Annotated in this window: 14 protein-coding genes; 13 read left to right on the top strand and 1 reads right to left on the bottom strand. The window is 60.1% G+C overall.

Features of this window, described 5'->3' with window-relative positions:
* Position 1 precedes the first annotated feature (1 nt).
* The 11 genes from mraY (at position 2) to lpxC (ending at position 12,656) form a co-directional block, all read left to right on the top strand.
* The gene (gene mraY, locus V8G57_RS14875) at positions 2-1,171 is read left to right on the top strand and encodes a phospho-N-acetylmuramoyl-pentapeptide-transferase (protein ID WP_014007920.1); all 1,170 of its coding nucleotides are present in this window, start codon (positions 2-4) and stop codon (positions 1,169-1,171) included.
* Positions 1,172-1,186: 15 nt separating this feature from the next.
* Positions 1,187-2,719, top strand: coding sequence for a UDP-N-acetylmuramoyl-L-alanine--D-glutamate ligase (murD, locus tag V8G57_RS14870; protein ID WP_342830033.1), 1,533 nt, complete (start codon positions 1,187-1,189; stop codon positions 2,717-2,719).
* On the top strand, positions 2,716-3,951 hold the full coding sequence (ftsW, locus tag V8G57_RS14865) for a putative lipid II flippase FtsW (RefSeq protein ID WP_092397070.1): 1,236 nt from the start codon (positions 2,716-2,718) through the stop codon (positions 3,949-3,951). The genes murD and ftsW overlap by 4 nt, the downstream gene beginning before the upstream one ends.
* An 8-nt stretch (positions 3,952-3,959) precedes the next feature.
* Positions 3,960-5,036: an undecaprenyldiphospho-muramoylpentapeptide beta-N-acetylglucosaminyltransferase gene (gene murG / locus V8G57_RS14860; RefSeq protein ID WP_342830032.1), complete on the top strand. Its 1,077-nt coding sequence runs from the start codon at positions 3,960-3,962 to the stop codon at positions 5,034-5,036.
* Positions 5,037-5,045: 9 nt separating this feature from the next.
* The gene (murC, locus tag V8G57_RS14855; RefSeq protein ID WP_342830031.1) at positions 5,046-6,452 is read left to right on the top strand and encodes a UDP-N-acetylmuramate--L-alanine ligase; all 1,407 of its coding nucleotides are present in this window, start codon (positions 5,046-5,048) and stop codon (positions 6,450-6,452) included.
* Between the two features lie 30 nt (positions 6,453-6,482).
* The gene (locus V8G57_RS14850; RefSeq protein WP_092397064.1) at positions 6,483-7,469 is read left to right on the top strand and encodes a D-alanine--D-alanine ligase; all 987 of its coding nucleotides are present in this window, start codon (positions 6,483-6,485) and stop codon (positions 7,467-7,469) included.
* A gap of 65 nt (positions 7,470-7,534) precedes the next feature.
* Entirely contained in the window at positions 7,535-8,302 is a 768-nt protein-coding gene (locus V8G57_RS14845; protein WP_342830030.1) for a cell division protein FtsQ/DivIB, read from the top strand.
* 10 nt (positions 8,303-8,312) lie between these two features.
* Positions 8,313-9,545, top strand: coding sequence for a cell division protein FtsA (gene ftsA, locus V8G57_RS14840; protein ID WP_092397060.1), 1,233 nt, complete (start codon positions 8,313-8,315; stop codon positions 9,543-9,545).
* A 118-nt stretch (positions 9,546-9,663) separates the two neighbouring features.
* A complete protein-coding gene (gene ftsZ, locus V8G57_RS14835) occupies positions 9,664-10,839 on the top strand; it encodes a cell division protein FtsZ (RefSeq protein ID WP_014007911.1) in 1,176 nt (391 codons plus the stop codon).
* A gap of 231 nt (positions 10,840-11,070) precedes the next feature.
* Complete coding sequence (locus tag V8G57_RS14830; protein WP_342830029.1) at positions 11,071-11,577, top strand: peroxiredoxin; 507 nt, start codon at positions 11,071-11,073, stop codon at positions 11,575-11,577.
* Between the two features lie 143 nt (positions 11,578-11,720).
* Positions 11,721-12,656: a UDP-3-O-acyl-N-acetylglucosamine deacetylase gene (gene lpxC, locus V8G57_RS14825; protein ID WP_092397056.1), complete on the top strand. Its 936-nt coding sequence runs from the start codon at positions 11,721-11,723 to the stop codon at positions 12,654-12,656.
* Between the two features lie 94 nt (positions 12,657-12,750).
* Here lpxC and V8G57_RS14820 read toward each other — a convergent pair whose 3' ends face one another.
* The gene (locus V8G57_RS14820; RefSeq protein ID WP_342830028.1) at positions 12,751-13,152 is read right to left on the bottom strand and encodes a hypothetical protein; all 402 of its coding nucleotides are present in this window, start codon (positions 13,150-13,152) and stop codon (positions 12,751-12,753) included.
* 153 nt (positions 13,153-13,305) lie between these two features.
* Between V8G57_RS14820 and V8G57_RS14815 the strand changes: the two genes are divergently transcribed.
* Both V8G57_RS14815 and secA read left to right on the top strand, forming a co-directional pair.
* Positions 13,306-14,259, top strand: coding sequence for a M23 family metallopeptidase (locus V8G57_RS14815; protein WP_342830027.1), 954 nt, complete (start codon positions 13,306-13,308; stop codon positions 14,257-14,259).
* 197 nt (positions 14,260-14,456) lie between these two features.
* Complete coding sequence (secA, locus tag V8G57_RS14810; RefSeq protein ID WP_342830026.1) at positions 14,457-17,216, top strand: preprotein translocase subunit SecA; 2,760 nt, start codon at positions 14,457-14,459, stop codon at positions 17,214-17,216.
* Positions 17,217-17,223 lie beyond the last annotated feature (7 nt).

Here is a 17,223-nt window from a genome sequence, read left to right as displayed (position 1 = left end):
CATGCTGCTATGGCTGGCACAAAATTTCCAGCAGGATTTCAGTTTCCTGCGCGTCTTCAACTTCATCACGTTTCGCGCCGTGTTCGCGACGTTGACGGCGCTGATGATCGGCCTGATCGCGGGACCTGGCGTGATCCGCATGCTGGCGCGCCTGAAGGTAGGCCAGGCGGTGCGCACCGACGGTCCGCAGACGCACCTGATCAAATCCGGCACGCCGACCATGGGCGGGGTGCTGATCCTGATTGCGATCGGCATTTCGACCTTGCTGTGGAGCGACCTGGGCAACCGTTTTGTCTGGATCGTACTGGTAGTGACGCTGGGTTTCGGCACCATTGGCTGGGTCGACGATTACCGCAAGGTGGTCTACAAGGATCCGAACGGCATGCGTTCGCGCGAAAAATATTTCTGGCAATCCGTGATCGGCGTCGTCGCCGCGATCTACCTGGCGTTCTCGGTCTCGGCGCCGAACAATACCCAGGTCTGGGACCTGTTCGTAGCCTGGGTCGAGTCCGGCTTCAGCCTCGATCTGCCGCCCAAGGCCGACCTGATCGTGCCTTTTTTCAAGACCATCAGCTATCCGCTGGGTGTCTGGGGTTTCATGGCCTTGACCTATTTTGTCATCGTCGGCACCAGCAATGCGGTCAACCTGACCGACGGCCTGGACGGCCTGGCGATCATGCCGACCGTGATGGTAGGGGCTGCGCTGGGCCTGTTCGCCTACCTGACCGGTAACGTCACTTTCGCCAAATACCTGCTGATCCCGCATATCCCGGGCGCCGGCGAGCTGCTGATTTTCTGCGGCGCGATGGCCGGCGCCGGGCTCGCTTTCCTCTGGTACAACGCCTATCCGGCCCAGGTATTCATGGGCGATGTCGGCGCACTGGCCTTGGGCGGCGCCTTGGGCACCGTAGCGGTCATCGTGCGCCAGGAAATCGTGCTGTTCATCATGGGCGGTATTTTCGTTGTAGAGACTTTGTCGGTGATGTTGCAGGTAATCTATTTCAAGTACACGAAAAAGCGTTTCGGCGTCGGCCGCCGTGTGCTGCTGATGGCGCCTTTGCACCATCACTATGAACAAAAAGGCTGGAAAGAAACGCAGGTTGTGGTGCGCTTCTGGATCATCTCGATGATGCTGGTGCTGTTCGGGCTTTCAACTCTGAAGTTAAGGTAGGCAGGTAAGGCGGTAATGGACTATACGGGTAAACATGTTCTGGTATTAGGGCTTGGAGAATCGGGCCTGGCATCCGCATTGTGGCTGGCGCACTGCGGTGCGACGGTGCGCGTGGCGGATACGCGCAGCGCGCCGGAACGCTTGCCGCTGCTGCAACAGGCGATTCCGGCGGTGGAATTCTTCGGCTCGGGCGACGGTTTTGACGTCAGCCTGCTGGACGGCATCGACTTTGCCGTCACCAGCCCCGGCCTGGCGCCCGCCGGCGAGCTGAAGGAAATCCTGTCGGCGGCGACCGACCGCAACATCCCGGTATGGGGTGAAATCGAAGTGTTTGCGCAAGCCCTGGCGGCGTTGCGCGAGAGCCGCGCCTATGCGCCGAAAGTGATTGCCATCACCGGCACCAACGGCAAGACCACGGTCACCAGCCTGACCGGTCTGCTGTGCGAACGCGCCGGCTTGACGGTGCAGGTGGCCGGCAATATCAGCCCGGCCGCGCTGGATGTATTGCGCAGCGCGCTGGAAAAAGATGCTTTGCCGCAGGTCTGGGTCCTGGAGCTGTCCAGCTTCCAATTGCATTCAACCTGCAATCTGCAAGCAGACGCGGCCACCATCCTCAATATCACCCAGGACCACCTCGACTGGCACGGCGACATGGAGTCCTATGTCGCCGACAAGGCGCGCATTTTCAGCGCCGATACGGTACGGGTGCTGAACCGCGACGATCCTTTGACAATGCAGTTCAATAACGGCAACAGCATCAGTTTCGGTTTCGACGAGCCGCTGGACGGCGACTGTTTCGGCCTGGTGAGCGACAACGGCATGCAATGGCTGTCGGTAGCGGTGCCAGGCGACGAAGAGGAACGCGCCGCAGACGGCAACAGGAAACGGCGCAACAAGAAAGAACAGCTGGCCTTGCTGCCGGTTTCAGTGAAACGCCTGATGCCGGCCGACGCGCTGCGGATCCGCGGCCGTCACAATGCCGCCAACGCGCTGGCCGCGCTGGCCTTGTGCCGCGCCATCGATTTGCCTTTTGCGCCGCTGCTGCACGGCTTGCGCGAGTATCACGGCGAACCGCACCGGGTCGAACTGGTGACAACGATTGGCGGCGTGGAATACTACGACGACAGCAAAGGCACCAATGTCGGCGCCACGGTGGCGGCATTGAACGGCTTGGGACGCGGCTGCGACGGTGACGGCAACGCTAGCCGCTTGCTGCTGATCGCCGGCGGCGAAGGCAAGGGGCAGGATTTTGCGCCGCTGGCCGCGCCATTGGCTGCCTATGGCCGCGCATTGCTGCTGATCGGCCGCGATGCTCCGGCGATCCGCGCTGCGGTCGAAAAACAGGCAGCCGGCATCGCCATGATCGATTGCGCCACCCTGGAAGAGGCGGTGACGCGCGCCGCCGAACTTGCGCACGCGGGCGATGCCGTATTGCTGTCGCCGGCTTGCGCCAGTTTCGACATGTTCCGCAATTACGCCCATCGCGCGCAAGTATTCGTCGATGCCGTGCGTGAACTGGCCTTGTCGCGTGGCGAGGTCGGACTATGAAATTCGCCTTCCCATCATTTTCAGGCAAGCCGGCGGACCATGCGCCGGCGCGGCCGCGCACGCTTGATAGCCAGAAACCTGGCGTCCAGCGTTCGAAAATGATGGAGTACGACCAGCCGCTGGTGTGGGTGGTCGTGCTGCTGATGCTGTTCGGGCTGGTGATGGTGTATTCGGCTTCGATCGCGCTGCCGGATTCGCCCAAGTATTCGAATTACACGAATGGCCACTTCCTGGTGCGGCAAGCGATCTTTATCGGCGTTTCGCTGCTGGCCGGACTGGTGACCTTCCGCATCCCGATTGCCACCTGGCAGCGCTGGGCGCCGTACCTGTTCGTGATTACCCTGATCCTGCTGGCGATGGTGCTGGTGCCGGGCCTGGGACGCGGCGTCAACGGCGCCAAGCGCTGGCTGTCGTTCCGCGTATTCAATTTGCAGCCATCGGAATTGATGAAGCTGTTTATTGTCCTGTATGCCGCCAACTACACGGTGCGCAAGCAGGAAGTGATGCACAAGCTGACCAAGGGATTCCTGCCGATGACCGCCGCGGTCGGACTGGTCGGCCTGCTGCTGATGCTGGAGCCGGATCTCGGCGCGCTCGGCGTGATCGTCTGCATCGCGATGGGCATCCTGTTCCTGGGCGGGATCAACGGCGTCTGGTTCGGCGGCATAGGGGCGATGCTGGCCGGCATGTTCACCCTGGTGATCTGGCTGTCGCCATGGCGGCGCGAGCGGATCTTCGCATACCTGAATCCATGGGCGGAAGAAAATGCCCTGGGCAAGGCTTATCAGCTGTCGCATTCGCTGATCGCCTTCGGCCGCGGCGAACTGTTTGGCGTCGGCCTCGGGGCCAGCGTCGAGAAGCTGCATTATCTGCCGGAAGCGCATACCGACTTCTTGCTGGCGGTGATCGGCGAAGAACTCGGGTTTGCCGGCGTGCTGGTGGTGGTCATGCTGTTTTACTGGATCATCAAGCGCTCTTTTGAAATCGGCCGCCAGGCGATCGCCATGGAACAGACTTTCGCCGGTTTGACCGCCAAGGGCATTGGGATCTGGATCGGTGTCCAGACCTTCATCAACATGGGCGTCAACCTGGGTTTGCTGCCGACCAAGGGCCTGACCCTGCCACTGATGAGCTACGGCGGTTCCGGCGTGCTGATCAATTGCGTCGGCCTGGCGATCCTGCTGCGCATCGATTACGAAAACCGGGTTCTGATGCGCGGAGGCCGGGCATGAAACCGGGTATGAAACATTTATTGATCATGGCCGCAGGCACCGGCGGCCACATATTTCCCGGCCTGGCGATTGCCGACACCATGCGCGCGCGCGGCTGGCAAGTGAGCTGGCTGGGGACTACCCACGGCATGGAGCGCGACCTGGTGCCGCAGCACGGCATCGAGATGGACCAGATTGCGTTCTCGGGTTTGCGCGGCAAAGGCTTGGCGCACACCTTGCGCGGCGTCTGGCGCTTGCTGGCGAGTTTTCCAGCCTGCTTCCGCATCCTGGGCCGGCGCCAAGCCAACGTGGTGCTGGGCATGGGCGGCTATGTGACGGTGCCGGGCGGAGCGATGGCGCGCTTGCGCGGCGTGCCCCTGGTGCTGGTGAATGCCGATGCGGCGTTGCTGTTGTCGAACAAGACCTTGACGCCGCTGGCACAGCGGGTGCTGTTCGGATTTCCGGCCGATTTCGGCCGGGCCGCCAACAAGGCGCTGGTCACCGGCAATCCGGTGCGCAAGGAAATCCTGGCGCTGCCGCTGCCGGCAGAACGTTACGGCGGCCGCATCGGTCCTTTGCGTTTGCTGGTGGTGGGCGGCAGCCTGGGCGCGAAGGCGCTCAACGATTGTTTGCCGGCGGCGCTGGCCCTGATTCCGGTCGATCTGCGGCCCAGCATCACGCATCAATCCGGCAAGCAGCATATCGATGCCTTGCGCAGCGCGTATGCGGCGGCCGGCGTGACAGCGGAGGTAGTGGCGTTCATCGACGACATGCCGCGCCGTTATGCCGACGCCGACCTGGTGATTTGCCGCGCCGGCGCGATCACGATTTCGGAACTGACGGCGGCCGGCGTCGCCAGCGTGCTGGTGCCGCTGGTGGCGTCGACCACATCGCACCAGCGCGACAATGCGCGCTGGATGGCGACGCAGAAAGCGGCGATCCATTTGCCGCAGACAGATTTGAGCAAAGAGCGCCTGGCCGCCTTGTTGACGCGGATCTCGCGCCAGGACTGCCAGACGATGGCGCAGGCAGCATATGAAAACGGCCGGCGCGACGCCAACCAGGCGATCGCGCAGGTTCTTGAAGAATTGGCAGGTGCGCAGTGAGTGACGACCATGAAACATAAAGTAAAAAATATCCATTTCGTAGGCATTGGCGGCAGCGGCATGAGCGGCATCGCTGAAGTGCTGCTCAACCTCGGTTATACGATTTCCGGCTCCGATCTCGGCGACAACGCCGCGACCCGGCGCCTGGCCGCCCTCGGCGCCAAAGTCAGCCGCGGCCACGCAGCCGCGAATATCGACCAGGCGCACGCGATCGTGACATCGACGGCGGTGCAGGCCGACAACCCGGAAGTGGTCGCTGCGCGCGAAAAGCATATCCCCATCGTGCCGCGCGCGGTCATGCTGGCGGAGCTGATGCGCCTCAAGCGCGGCATTGCGATTGCCGGCACCCATGGCAAGACCACCACCACCAGCCTGGTGGCGAGCGTGCTGGCGCAGGGAGGCCTCGATCCGACTTTCGTGATCGGCGGCCGCCTGACCAGCGCCGGCGCCAACGCCAAGCTGGGTTCGGGCGACTTTATCGTGGCCGAAGCCGACGAATCGGATGCATCGTTCCTGAACCTGTCGCCGGTGATCGAAGTGATCACCAACATCGATGCCGATCATATGGATACCTATGATCACGATTTCGGCAAGCTGAAGCAGGCTTTTGTCGAGTTCACCCAGCGCTTGCCGTTTTACGGCGTGGCGGTGCTGTGCATCGATGACGCCAACGTGCGCGAAATCATGCCGCAGATTTCCAAGCTGATCACCACCTACGGTTTCCACGCCGACGCCGATGTGCGCGCGATCGACGCCAAGGCCGTCGCCGGCCACATGCAGTTCACGGTGATCCAGAAGGGTTATGCGGCGATGCCGATCAGCCTGAACCAGCCCGGCATGCACAATGTCCAGAACGCTTGCGCCGCGATTGCGATTGCGCGCGAGCTGGGTGTCGCCGATGCCGCGATCCAGCAGGCGCTGACCGAATTCAACGGTGTCGGCCGCCGCTTCACGCGCTACGGTGAAATCAAGCTGCAGGACGCCGCCGGCAAGGCAAACGGCGAATTCGCCCTGGTCGACGATTATGGCCACCATCCGGTGGAAACCGCGGCGACCATTTCGGCGGCGCGCGGCGCGTATCCGGGGCGGCGCCTGGTGCTGGTGTTCCAGCCGCATCGCTACACCCGTACCCGCGACCTGTTTGAAGATTTTGTGAAAGTGCTGTCGACGGTGGATGTGCTGGTGCTGGCGGAAGTGTACGCCGCCGGCGAAGCGCCGATTGTCGCCGCTGACGGGCGCGCCCTGGCGCACGCCTTGCGGGTGGCTGGCATGGCTGAGCTGGTGTTTGTGGAAGATATCAACGACATGCCGGCATCGGTCTTGAATCTGGTGCGTGACGGCGATGTAGTGATGACGATGGGCGCCGGCTCGATCAGCGGCGTGCCCGGCAAGCTTGCGCAGCTGGTAGAGCAGTAAAAAACAGTCATACCAAATATCGAGATACAAATGAGCAAAAAAATGGTGACCAATCAATTCGGAAAAGTCGGCGTGCTGTTCGGCGGACGTTCGGCCGAGCGCGAAGTCTCCAACATGTCTGGAGCAGGCGTGCTGCAGGCGCTGAAAAGCCGCGGCGTCGATGCCCATCCTTTCGATCCGGCACAGCGCAGCCTGGCGGAACTGGCGGCGGAAAAGTTCGACCGCGTGTTTATTGCGCTGCACGGCCGCTATGGCGAAGACGGGACGTTGCAAGGCGCGCTGGAGCAGCTCGGCATTCCTTACACCGGGCCGGGCGTGATGGCGTCGGCGATCGCGATGGACAAGGTCATGACCAAGCGCATCTGGCAAAGCATGGGATTGCCGACGCCGCGCTTCATCGTGCTGGATGCGCACAGCGCGACCCGCGAAGAACTGCGCCAGGTGCCGGACGTGCTGGGCTTGCCGCTGATGCTGAAAGCGCCGCATGAAGGATCGACCATCGGCATCAGCAAGGTCGTCGGTTATTCCGACATGAACGAAGGGTTTGCCCTGTGCGCCAAGTTCGATGAAAAAGTGCTGGCGGAAGAATTCATCGCCGGCCGTGAATTGACGGTGCCGGTGCTGGGCGCCGGCCGCAATGCGCGGGCTTTGCCTATCGTCGAGATCCGCGCGCCGGAAGGCAATTACGATTATCAGCATAAATATTTTACCGACGACACCAAGTACCTGTGTCCGGCGCCGCTGGATGAGGCATTGGCCCAGCGCATACAGTCGCTGGCGGTACAGGCCTTCAACGCGATCGGATGCGAAGGATGGGCGCGGGTCGATTTCATGCTGCGCTCGTCCGATAACGAGCCGTTCCTGCTGGAGATCAATACCTCGCCAGGCATGACCGGCCATTCGCTGGTGCCGATGGCGGCCAAGGCGGACGGCGTCAGCTACGAAGACCTGTGCGTTGAAATACTGAAGTCGGCTTCGCTGGACCTGAAGCCGTCGGAAGACTGGAAACCGGACTGATCCGGGCGGAATGCAGAAAGCGTGAATAGAAAACCTTAACGATCCAAGCGATAAAGTCGATAACCATGTGGCAAGACATCAAAATGTTGAACGCAATCTCCGGCACCTTGCTGGGACTGGCTGCGCTCGCATTGCTGGCGTCTGGCGTCTGGTGGCTGGCGCAGCGTCCCATGTTCACGCTGAAGACGATCCGGATCGAGGGGGCAGGGCAGAGCGAACTGCGGCGTGTCAATCCATTGATCATCCGCGCCAGCGCGCTGCCTCGCATCAAGGGCAATTTTTTCACCGCCAACCTGGATACGGTGCGCAGCGCATTCGAATCGGTGCCCTGGGTGCGCAAGGCGGCGGTGCAGCGCGAATGGCCGAACACGCTGATCGTGACGGTGGAAGAGCACCAGCCGCTGGCGACCTGGGACGACGACGGCCGCTTGCTGTCGGTGTATGGCGATTTGTTTACCGCCAACCTGGATGAGGCGGAAGAGGATGGCGAGCTGCTGCGCTTGTCTGGTCCGAAAGGCAGTGAAAAAGATGTGACGGCGCGCCTGGCGGATTTTCGTGCCTGGTTTGCGCCGTTGAAGCTGAACCCGGTAGAGGTGGATTTATCGAGTCGTTATGCGTGGACCGTAAAACTGGACAACGGCATGACGGTGGAGTTGGGGCGTGAGCAAAACAAGAACACGCTGAAAGACCGTGTGGAACGACTGGTGCAGATTTATCCGCAACTGCTGTCGCGTTTGCAGAACCGGATCGAGAGTGTGGATATGCGGTATCCGAATGGCTTGGCGCTGAAGGCGAGCGGTTTGTCGGCCGGATTGGGAAGCAAGAAAAAATAAGCGAAACACTATGACAAAAGACGCAAAAAACTTGATCGTCGGTCTCGACATCGGCACCTCCAAAGTGGTGGCCGTGGTAGCCGAGGTATTGTCCGACGGGCGCCATGAAGTCATCGGCCTGGGCCAGGCTGAGTCCAAGGGGCTGAAAAAGGGCGTGGTGGTGAACATCGAAGCCACCGTCGAATCCATCCAGCGCGCGCTGGAAGAAGCGGAGCTGATGGCCGACTGCAAGATCCGCAACGTGTACACCGGGATCGCAGGCAGCCATATCCGCAGCTTCAATTCCAGCGGCATGGTGGCGATCAAGGACAAGGAAGTCAGCGCGGCCGACGTCTCGCGCGTTATAGAAACGGCCAAGGCGGTCAACATTCCTACCGACCAGCAATTGCTGCATACCGTGCCGCAGGAATTTATTGTCGACAGCCAGGAAGATGTGCGTGAACCAATCGGCATGAGCGGCATCCGACTGGAAGTCAAGGTGCACATCGTCACCGGAGCAGTATCGGCGGTGCAGAACATCGTCAAGTGCATCCGGCGCTGCGGGCTGGAAGTATCGGACCTGACCTTGCAGCCGCTGGCCTCGGCCGATGCGGTGTTGACCTCGGACGAGAAAGAGCTGGGTGTGGTGCTGGTCGATATCGGCGGCGGCACCACCGACGTGGCGGTGTTCACCGAAGGCGCGATCCGGCATACCGCGGTGATCCCGATTGCCGGCGACCAGATTACCAACGACATCGCGATGGCGCTGCGGACGCCGACCAACGAGGCGGAAGAAATCAAGTTGCGCTATGGCGTGGCCAAGCAGATCCTGGCCGATCCGGGCGAGACGCTGGAAGTGCCCGGCCTGGGCGACCGCAATCCGCGCACCCTGTCGCGCCAGGCGCTGGCGGCGGTGATCGAACCGCGCGTCGAAGAGCTGTTTGCGCTGGTGCACCAGGTGGTCCGCGAGTCGGGTTACGAAGAGGTGCTGTCGAGCGGAGTAGTGCTGACCGGCGGCTCCGCGATGATGCCCGGCATGATCGAACTGGCGGAGGATATTTTCCTCAAGCCTGCGCGCCTGGGAACGCCGGATTATCGCGGCCAGCTGGCCGATGTGGTGCGCAGCCCGCGTTATTCGACGGTGCTGGGTTTGCTGCTGGAAGCGAAGAAGCAATACCTGCGCGGCTACATCGTGACGCGCCAGGAAGGTTCTGCGAAGGCGATCTGGCAGCGCATGAAGGAATGGTTCCTGGGTAATTTTTAAGAACTTTAATACGAGATTTGTTTTTAACGTTGTTTGTGCAACACGCAGTTGTCAGTTGCTAGGCCTCACACAGCGTGATGCCTATTGACTGGATGCTGCATCTTTATGAGGAAATATCATGGAAATCGATATGCTTGACAATGCAACTTTGGGCACCGTGATTAAAGTTGTCGGCGTCGGTGGCGCCGGCGGCAACGCGGTCCAACATATGATCAACAAGGGTGTGTCAGGAGTGGAGTTCATCGCTGCCAACACCGATGCGCAGGCGCTTAAGCAGTCGAAGGCGCACAACGTGATCCAGATCGGCGAGACCGGCCTGGGCGCGGGCATGAAGCCGTCGGTGGGGCGTCAGCTGGCCGAGGAATCGCGCGGCCGGATTGAAGACGCATTGCGCGGCGCGCACATGGTGTTCATCGCCGCCGGCATGGGCGGCGGCACCGGCACCGGCGCGGCGCCGGTGGTGGCGCAGATCGCCAAGGAACTGGGCGCGCTGACGGTGGCGGTGGTGTCCAAACCGTTTTCATATGAAGGCCAGAAGTGCATGGACATCGCCGATGAAGGCCTGGAAGCCCTGTCCCAGCATGTCGATTCGCTGATCATCATCCTCAACGAAAAGCTCGAAGAGATTTATGAAGACGACAGCATGATGGAATGGCTGCAGCACGCCGACGACGTCCTCAACAATGCTGTTGCCGGGATCGCCGAAATCATCAATGTGCCTGGCCACATCAACGTCGACTTCAACGACGTCAAGACCATCATGGGCGAACAAGGCAAGGCCATGATGGGAACCGCCACGGCATCCGGCGTCGACCGCGCGCGCCTGGCGGCGGAGCAGGCAGTCGCCTCGCCGCTGCTGGACGGCATCGACCTGTCCGGCGCCCGTGGCGTGCTGGTCAACGTTACCGCCAGCCGCAGCCTGAAGGGTAAGGAAATCAAGGAAGTGATGGCGACCGTGCGTGCGTTTGCGGCGCCGGATGCTTCGATTGCCCAAGGCATTGCCTACGACGAAACCATGGGCGACGATATCCGCGTCACCGTGGTGGCGACCGGCCTGGGCCGTGCGCGCAAGGCAGTGCAGCTGGTGCAGGCGCCGATGATGCGTACCGGCACCCACAATGAGCCGATGATGCATGGCCAGGCTTCGGTGGGACACGGCAGCTCTTCGTTCGAAGGCATGAAGGCGCCGGCGGTATGGCGTCGCGAGTCGGCTTCCGACACGGTGCGGGCTTTGGAAAAGAACGGCATGGAAACCTACGACATTCCGGCTTTCCTGCGCAAGCAGGCCGACTGAGTCCAGGCTGTCCTGAGCAATAATGATGGCGGGTGCTGATACCCGCTATCATCGCCGGCCTTCTGCATGAATTTGCGGAACAAGGCATACTGCGGGTTCCACGCCGCGTCGACAGGCGCGGCGTTTTCTTTTGTAACATCCGCTAACTCCCAGTTCCTCTGAAAGTCCGGCGCGTGACCCAGTTCCGTGCTGCGTTTTTAGAGGCTTCTTCATCCAGACAAGGACTTAATCATGACCATCAAGATCGGCGATAGCCTGCCGGAAGGCAAATTAGCAGAATTCATCGAAACCGAGACCGAAGGCTGCGCGCTCGGACCAAATACGTTCAATGTGAGCGAGCTGGCGAAGGGCAAGAAAATCGCCTTGTTCGCAGTGCCGGGCGCTTTCACGCCAACCTGCTCCGCCAAGCATTTGCCGGGCTACATCCAGCACGCGGCAGAATTCAAGGCCAAGGGCGTCGATGAAATCTGGGCGATTTCCGTCAACGATGCGTTCGTCATGGGCGCCTGGGGCCGTGACCAGAAAGCTACCGGCATCGTGCGCTTGCTGGCTGACGGCAACGCCGATTTCGTCAAGGCGCTGGGCCTGGATGCCGACTTCGGCAAGTTCGGCATGGGCGTGCGCTCGCAGCGCTTCTCGGCGCTGGTCGAAGATGGCGTGGTCAAGCAGCTGAACGTGGAGCAGGGCGGCAAGTTCGAAGTGTCCAATGCAGAAACCCTGCTGGCGCAACTGGCGTAACAGCTGGTAATTTTGATCAACAAGGCGGCGCCCCAAGGCGCCGCTTTTGTGTGCGCGCGCAAAAAACGCCTGGCCGTGTTTTTTACCCCACAGTGATTACACATCGCTACAGAATAATTATCAGTCAGACTTATAATGTCATCATGTTGAAACAACGCACCATCAAAAAAATTGTCAAGACGACAGGCATTGGCGTCCATTCCGGCACCAAAGTCGAGCTGACCTTGCGCCCAGCGGCCGTGGACACCGGCATCATTTTCCGCCGTGTCGATATTGACCCTGCTGTCGACTTCCCGGCCAAGGCCACCGAAGTCGGCGATACCCGCATGGCCTCGGTGCTGGTCAAGGATGGCGTGCGCGTCTCGACCATCGAGCATTTGATGTCAGCCTGCTCGGGACTGGGCATCGATAACCTGTATGTCGATGTGACGGCCGAGGAAATCCCGATCATGGACGGCTCGGCGTCGTCATTTGTGTTCCTGCTGCAGCAAGCCGGGCTGGAAGAACAGAACGCCGCCAAGAAATTTGTCCGCATCAAAAAATCCGTCGAAGTGCGTGAAGGCCAGGGCGAGCGCGAAAAATGGGCGCGGCTGGATCCGTGCAACGGTTTCAAACTGAAATTCTTTATCGAATTCAATCACCCTGCGGTGGATGGCACCGGCCAGACTGCGGAAGTCGATTTCAGCATCCAGTCGTATGTGAAGGAAGTGGCGCGCGCCCGCACTTTCGGTTTCATGCAAGATGTGGAAACCATGCGCGGGCTGGGGCTGGCGCGCGGCGGTTCGCTGGAAAACGCCATCGTGATGGATGAGTACCGCATCCTCAACAGCGACGGTTTGCGCTACGAAAACGAATTTGTCCGCCACAAGATCCTGGACGCCATTGGCGACCTGTACCTGATCGGCCATCCGCTCCTGGCCAGCTACACCGCCCACAAGTCGGGCCATGGCTTGAACAACCAGCTGCTGCGCGCGCTGTTGGCGCAGCCGGATGCGTATGAGGTAGTCAGCTTCGATGAACTGGCCGAGGCTCCTGGCGCCTATCAGCGCCAGGTCGGGCAGGAATGGGCTTTGAATTAAGCGTTTGAATTAAGTGTTTGAATTAAGTGTTTGAATTAAGTGCTTATGTATAATGCCATTTTTGCAAGATGGCGTTTTTCTTTACTGTGGCGGCTTATTTCTTGTCGCTATAGCGCTTGACCATCGCGGCGATAGCATTTTTCAGCGCTTCGTTTGCAGCCGATGGCTCCAGTTCTTCCATCAATGAAGAGAATGCCGAAACAGCTTTGGATGAAAGTAATGCCTGCTTGACAGCAGGCGCTTTCATTAGGTTTTGGCTTACTTGCACTTTGATTCGGATTGCATTAATCTGCCAATTTCCTGCCAGCAATTGGCTTTGCAGGCGTGGCAGTTGCTGCTTCAATTTGCTGGCCAAGGCCGCGTTGGGCGCCGACAGTACCAGCTGCCCGGCTTCGCATTGCAATACCTCGCAGGTACTGAACATGGCAGGCAATTCGGCGGCGCATTGTTTTTGCAATGCCGCCATGCGTGTGACAGCGGGCAGCAAAGCCGCCATCTTGTCATTCCCCCGTAAGAAATCGGCAACGGCTTTTTGAGTTTGAGGCCTGGAACCCGTTGTCGCTGGCCGGTAAGAAGAAGGTGAGAGTCTACGCATGATGGTGAAACCATATCACACCTGTGACCCGCTCAGGGCGTCACCGGAGCTGCAATGCAGGTAATTCTGTTGCACCCGCGTTTTAATCGCGCAAAATCCATCACCCTAGGCGCCAAGCACATCATCCTGATGATTGCCGGTTTCTTGCTGGCGGTATTGCTGGCGACCGGACTATTGTATTTCCTCACGGCCCGTTACGCGGTTGGCCTGCCGTTTGCCGGCAAGGCGCCCGGCAACTCCGTAGCCGGGGTGCAGGATAAAGACAAGTACCTGAAGGAAAACCTGGCGGCGATGGCTATCAAGCTCGGTGAAATGCAGGCGCAGCTGATGCGCCTGGATGCCTTGGGGGAGCGGGTCCAGGGTTTGGCCGGCGTCAAGCCGGAAGAATTCAATTTCAAGGAAGCGCCGGGACGCGGCGGCGCCGAATCGAGCAGCCTGTACGACAGGCGTTCGCACGACATGAGCATGAGCGAATTCCAGCTGGCGCTGGACGCCATGTCGCGCGACGTCGGTTATCGCACCGACTACCTGAATGTGGTCGAAACCGTGCTGATGAGCGACCGGATCAAGTCCAAGCTGTTGCCAACCAACCAGCCGGTCAACGTCAACTACAATTCATCGAGTTTCGGCTGGCGGCTCGATCCTTTTACCGGCCGCAGCGCATTTCATGAAGGATTGGATTTCCCGGCCTCGGTCGGCACCAATATAGTCGCCGCCGCCGCGGGCGTAGTGATTGCCGCCGAATATCATCCGCAATACGGCAATATGCTTGATATCGACCACGGCAACGACATCATCACCCGTTATGCGCATGCATCAAGGCTGCTGGTCAAAGTGGGCGACATCGTGCAGCGCGGCCAGCACATTGCCGATATCGGCACCACCGGACGTTCGACCGGGCCGCACCTGCATTTCGAGGTAAGGATCAAGGGCGTGGCGCAGGATCCGCGCAAGTTCCTGAATGCCGGCACCGACTTGGCGAAAATGGCAACATTGGCAGGGAAGTAATGGATGTTGTTGTAATGCAAGCAGGATAGGCTGGAAGCGGGCACAATTTGCGCAACTTGCTATTGTTTCCTGGCGCATAACCCCAATGTGTCGGGGACTGCATGATAAAATTCTCCGATTATTTAGCCACAGCCCGGTTTCGGGGTCATCCACAAGATGCCGCGGAATGCCGCCGGCGCTTTTTTTAGAATCCAAGCATGTCATTACTGACCCAGATTTTCGGTAGCCGCAACCAGCGCCTGCTTAAGCAATATAAAAAAGTCGTCCGACAAATTAATGCACTTGAACCGGCGTTCGAAAAACTGTCCGATGCTGAACTGCAGGCGAAAACGCCGGAGCTGAAGCAGCGCATTGCCGGCGGCGAAAAGCTTGATGCCTTGCTGCCGGAAGCTTTTGCCGTTTGCCGCGAAGCCGGCAAGCGCGTCTTGAAAATGCGCCATTTCGATGTGCAGCTGATCGGCGGCATGGTGCTGCATTATGGGAAAATTGCCGAAATGGGCACCGGCGAGGGCAAGACGCTGATGGCGACATTGCCGGCCTACCTGAATGCGCTGTCCGGCAAGGGCGTGCACGTGGTGACCGTCAATGACTACCTGGCGCAGCGCGATGCCGAATGGATGGGGCGCCTGTACGGCTGGCTGGGCCTGACGACCGGGGTCAACCTGTCGTCGGTAGAGCATGACGCCAAGCAAGTGGCTTACGCTGCCGACATTACTTACGGCACCAACAACGAATTCGGTTTCGATTACCTGCGCGACAACATGGTGTACGACGCCGCTGACCGCGTGCAGCGCACCTTGAACTTCGCCATCGTCGATGAAGTCGATTCGATCCTGATCGATGAAGCGCGGACGCCGCTGATCATTTCCGGCCAGGCTGAAAACCATACCGACCTGTATTACAAGATCAATGAAGTGCCGCCGCTGCTGACCCAGCAGATCGGCGAAGAAACGCCGGACGGCAAGGGCAAGGTTGAAGTTCCTGGCGATTACACCAAGGATGAAAAGGCGCACCAGGTCCTGCTGACCGAAGCCGGCCACGAAAAAGCCGAGCAGATCCTGACCAACATGGGCCTGCTGGCAGAAGGCGCGTCGCTGTACGACGCGGCCAACATCAGCCTGATCCATCATCTGTACGCGGCATTGCGCGCGCACTCGCTGTACTTCAAGGACCAGCATTACGTCGTGCAAAACGGCGAAATCGTCATCGTCGACGAATTCACCGGCCGCATGATGACCGGCCGTCGCTGGTCGGACGGCTTGCACCAGGCGGTGGAAGCCAAGGAAGGCGTCAAGATCCAGAACGAGAACCAGACCCTGGCCTCGATCACGTTCCAGAATTATTTCCGCATGTACGGCAAGCTGGCCGGCATGACCGGCACTGCCGATACCGAAGCCTACGAATTCCAGGAAATCTACGGCCTGGAAACCGTGGTGATTCCGCAAAACCGGCCGAACCAGCGCAAGGACCGGCAGGACCAGGTCTACAAGACTTCGCAGGAAAAATACAATGCGATGCTGAAGGATATCCAGGATTGCTACGAGCGCGGGCAACCGGTGCTGGTGGGCACCACCTCGATCGAAAACTCGGAATTGCTGTCCGGGATCCTGGCCAAGGCCAAGCTGCCGCACAACGTGCTGAACGCCAAGCAGCATGCTAGGGAAGCGGAAATCATCGCCCAGGCAGGCCGTCCGCAAGCAATCACTATTGCCACCAACATGGCCGGGCGCGGCACCGACATCGTATTGGGCGGGAATGTCGAGAAACAGATCCAGTTCATTGAAGCCGACGACGCGCTCGGCGACACGGAAAAACAACTGCGCTCCGACAAGCTGCGCGACGAGTGGCAATCGCTGCATGACCACGTGGTCAATGCGGGCGGCTTGCATATCGTCGGCACCGAGCGGCATGAGTCGCGCCGGGTGGATAACCAGCTGCGCGGCCGCGCAGCGCGCCAGGGCGATCCGGGTTCCTCGCGTTTCTACCTGTCGCTGGACGACGCCTTGCTGCGCATTTTCGCCGGCGACCGCGTGCGCGCCATCATGGACCGGCTGAAAATGCCGGAAGGCGAGCCGATCGAGGCTGGCATCGTTTCGCGCTCGATCGAATCGGCCCAGCGCAAGGTAGAGGCGCGCAACTTCGATATCCGCAAGCAGCTGCTGGAATACGACGATGTCGCCAACGACCAGCGCAAGGTGATCTATCAGCAGCGTAACGAGTTGCTGGAATCGCAAGGCGTTTCCGAGACAGTGGCGTCGCTGCGCGAAGGCGTGCTGGACGACACTTTCCGCACCCATGTGCCGGAAGAGTCGCTCGAAGAACAATGGGATATCCCGGCGCTGGAAACAGCCCTGGCCAACGACCTGCATCTGGAAGTGCCGCTTGGCGAGATGCTGAAGTCCGAGCCCAACCTGACCGATGAGCAGTTGCTGGAACGTGTGCTTGCTGCTGCCAACGCTTCCTATGACGCCAAGACTGAAATCGTCGGCAAGGAGTCGTTCGCAGGCTTCGAGCGCAGCGTCATGCTGCAAAGCGTCGACAGCCACTGGCGCGAACACCTGGCGGCGCTCGATCATCTGCGCCAGGGGATTCACCTGCGCGGCTACGCACAAAAGAATCCGAAGCAGGAATACAAGCGCGAAGCGTTCGAGCTGTTTGGCCAGATGCTGGACCTGATCAAGAACGAAGTAGTCAAGGTAGTGATGACGGTGCGTATCGAAAACCGCGAGGAAATTGCCGCGGCTGAAGAGGAAATGGCGCAGTCCCACGTGGAAAACGTGCACTACCAGCACGCCGACTTCGATCCGAGCGCGGCGCCGGAAGCGTTGCTGGCGCCCACCGCGCATAGCGACGAATCGCAGCAACCGGGCAGCAGCGTGCCGAAGGTTGGCCGCAACGACCCGTGCCCTTGCGGCAGCGGCAAGAAATACAAGCAGTGCCACGGCCAATTGATGTAAACGCCAA

Source organism: Collimonas rhizosphaerae, from assembly GCF_038896935.1.
Lineage (GTDB): Bacteria > Pseudomonadota > Gammaproteobacteria > Burkholderiales > Burkholderiaceae_D > Collimonas > Collimonas rhizosphaerae.
Note: the sequence above shows the minus strand (reverse complement) of the source record. Positions and strands in the feature narration are given on the sequence as shown.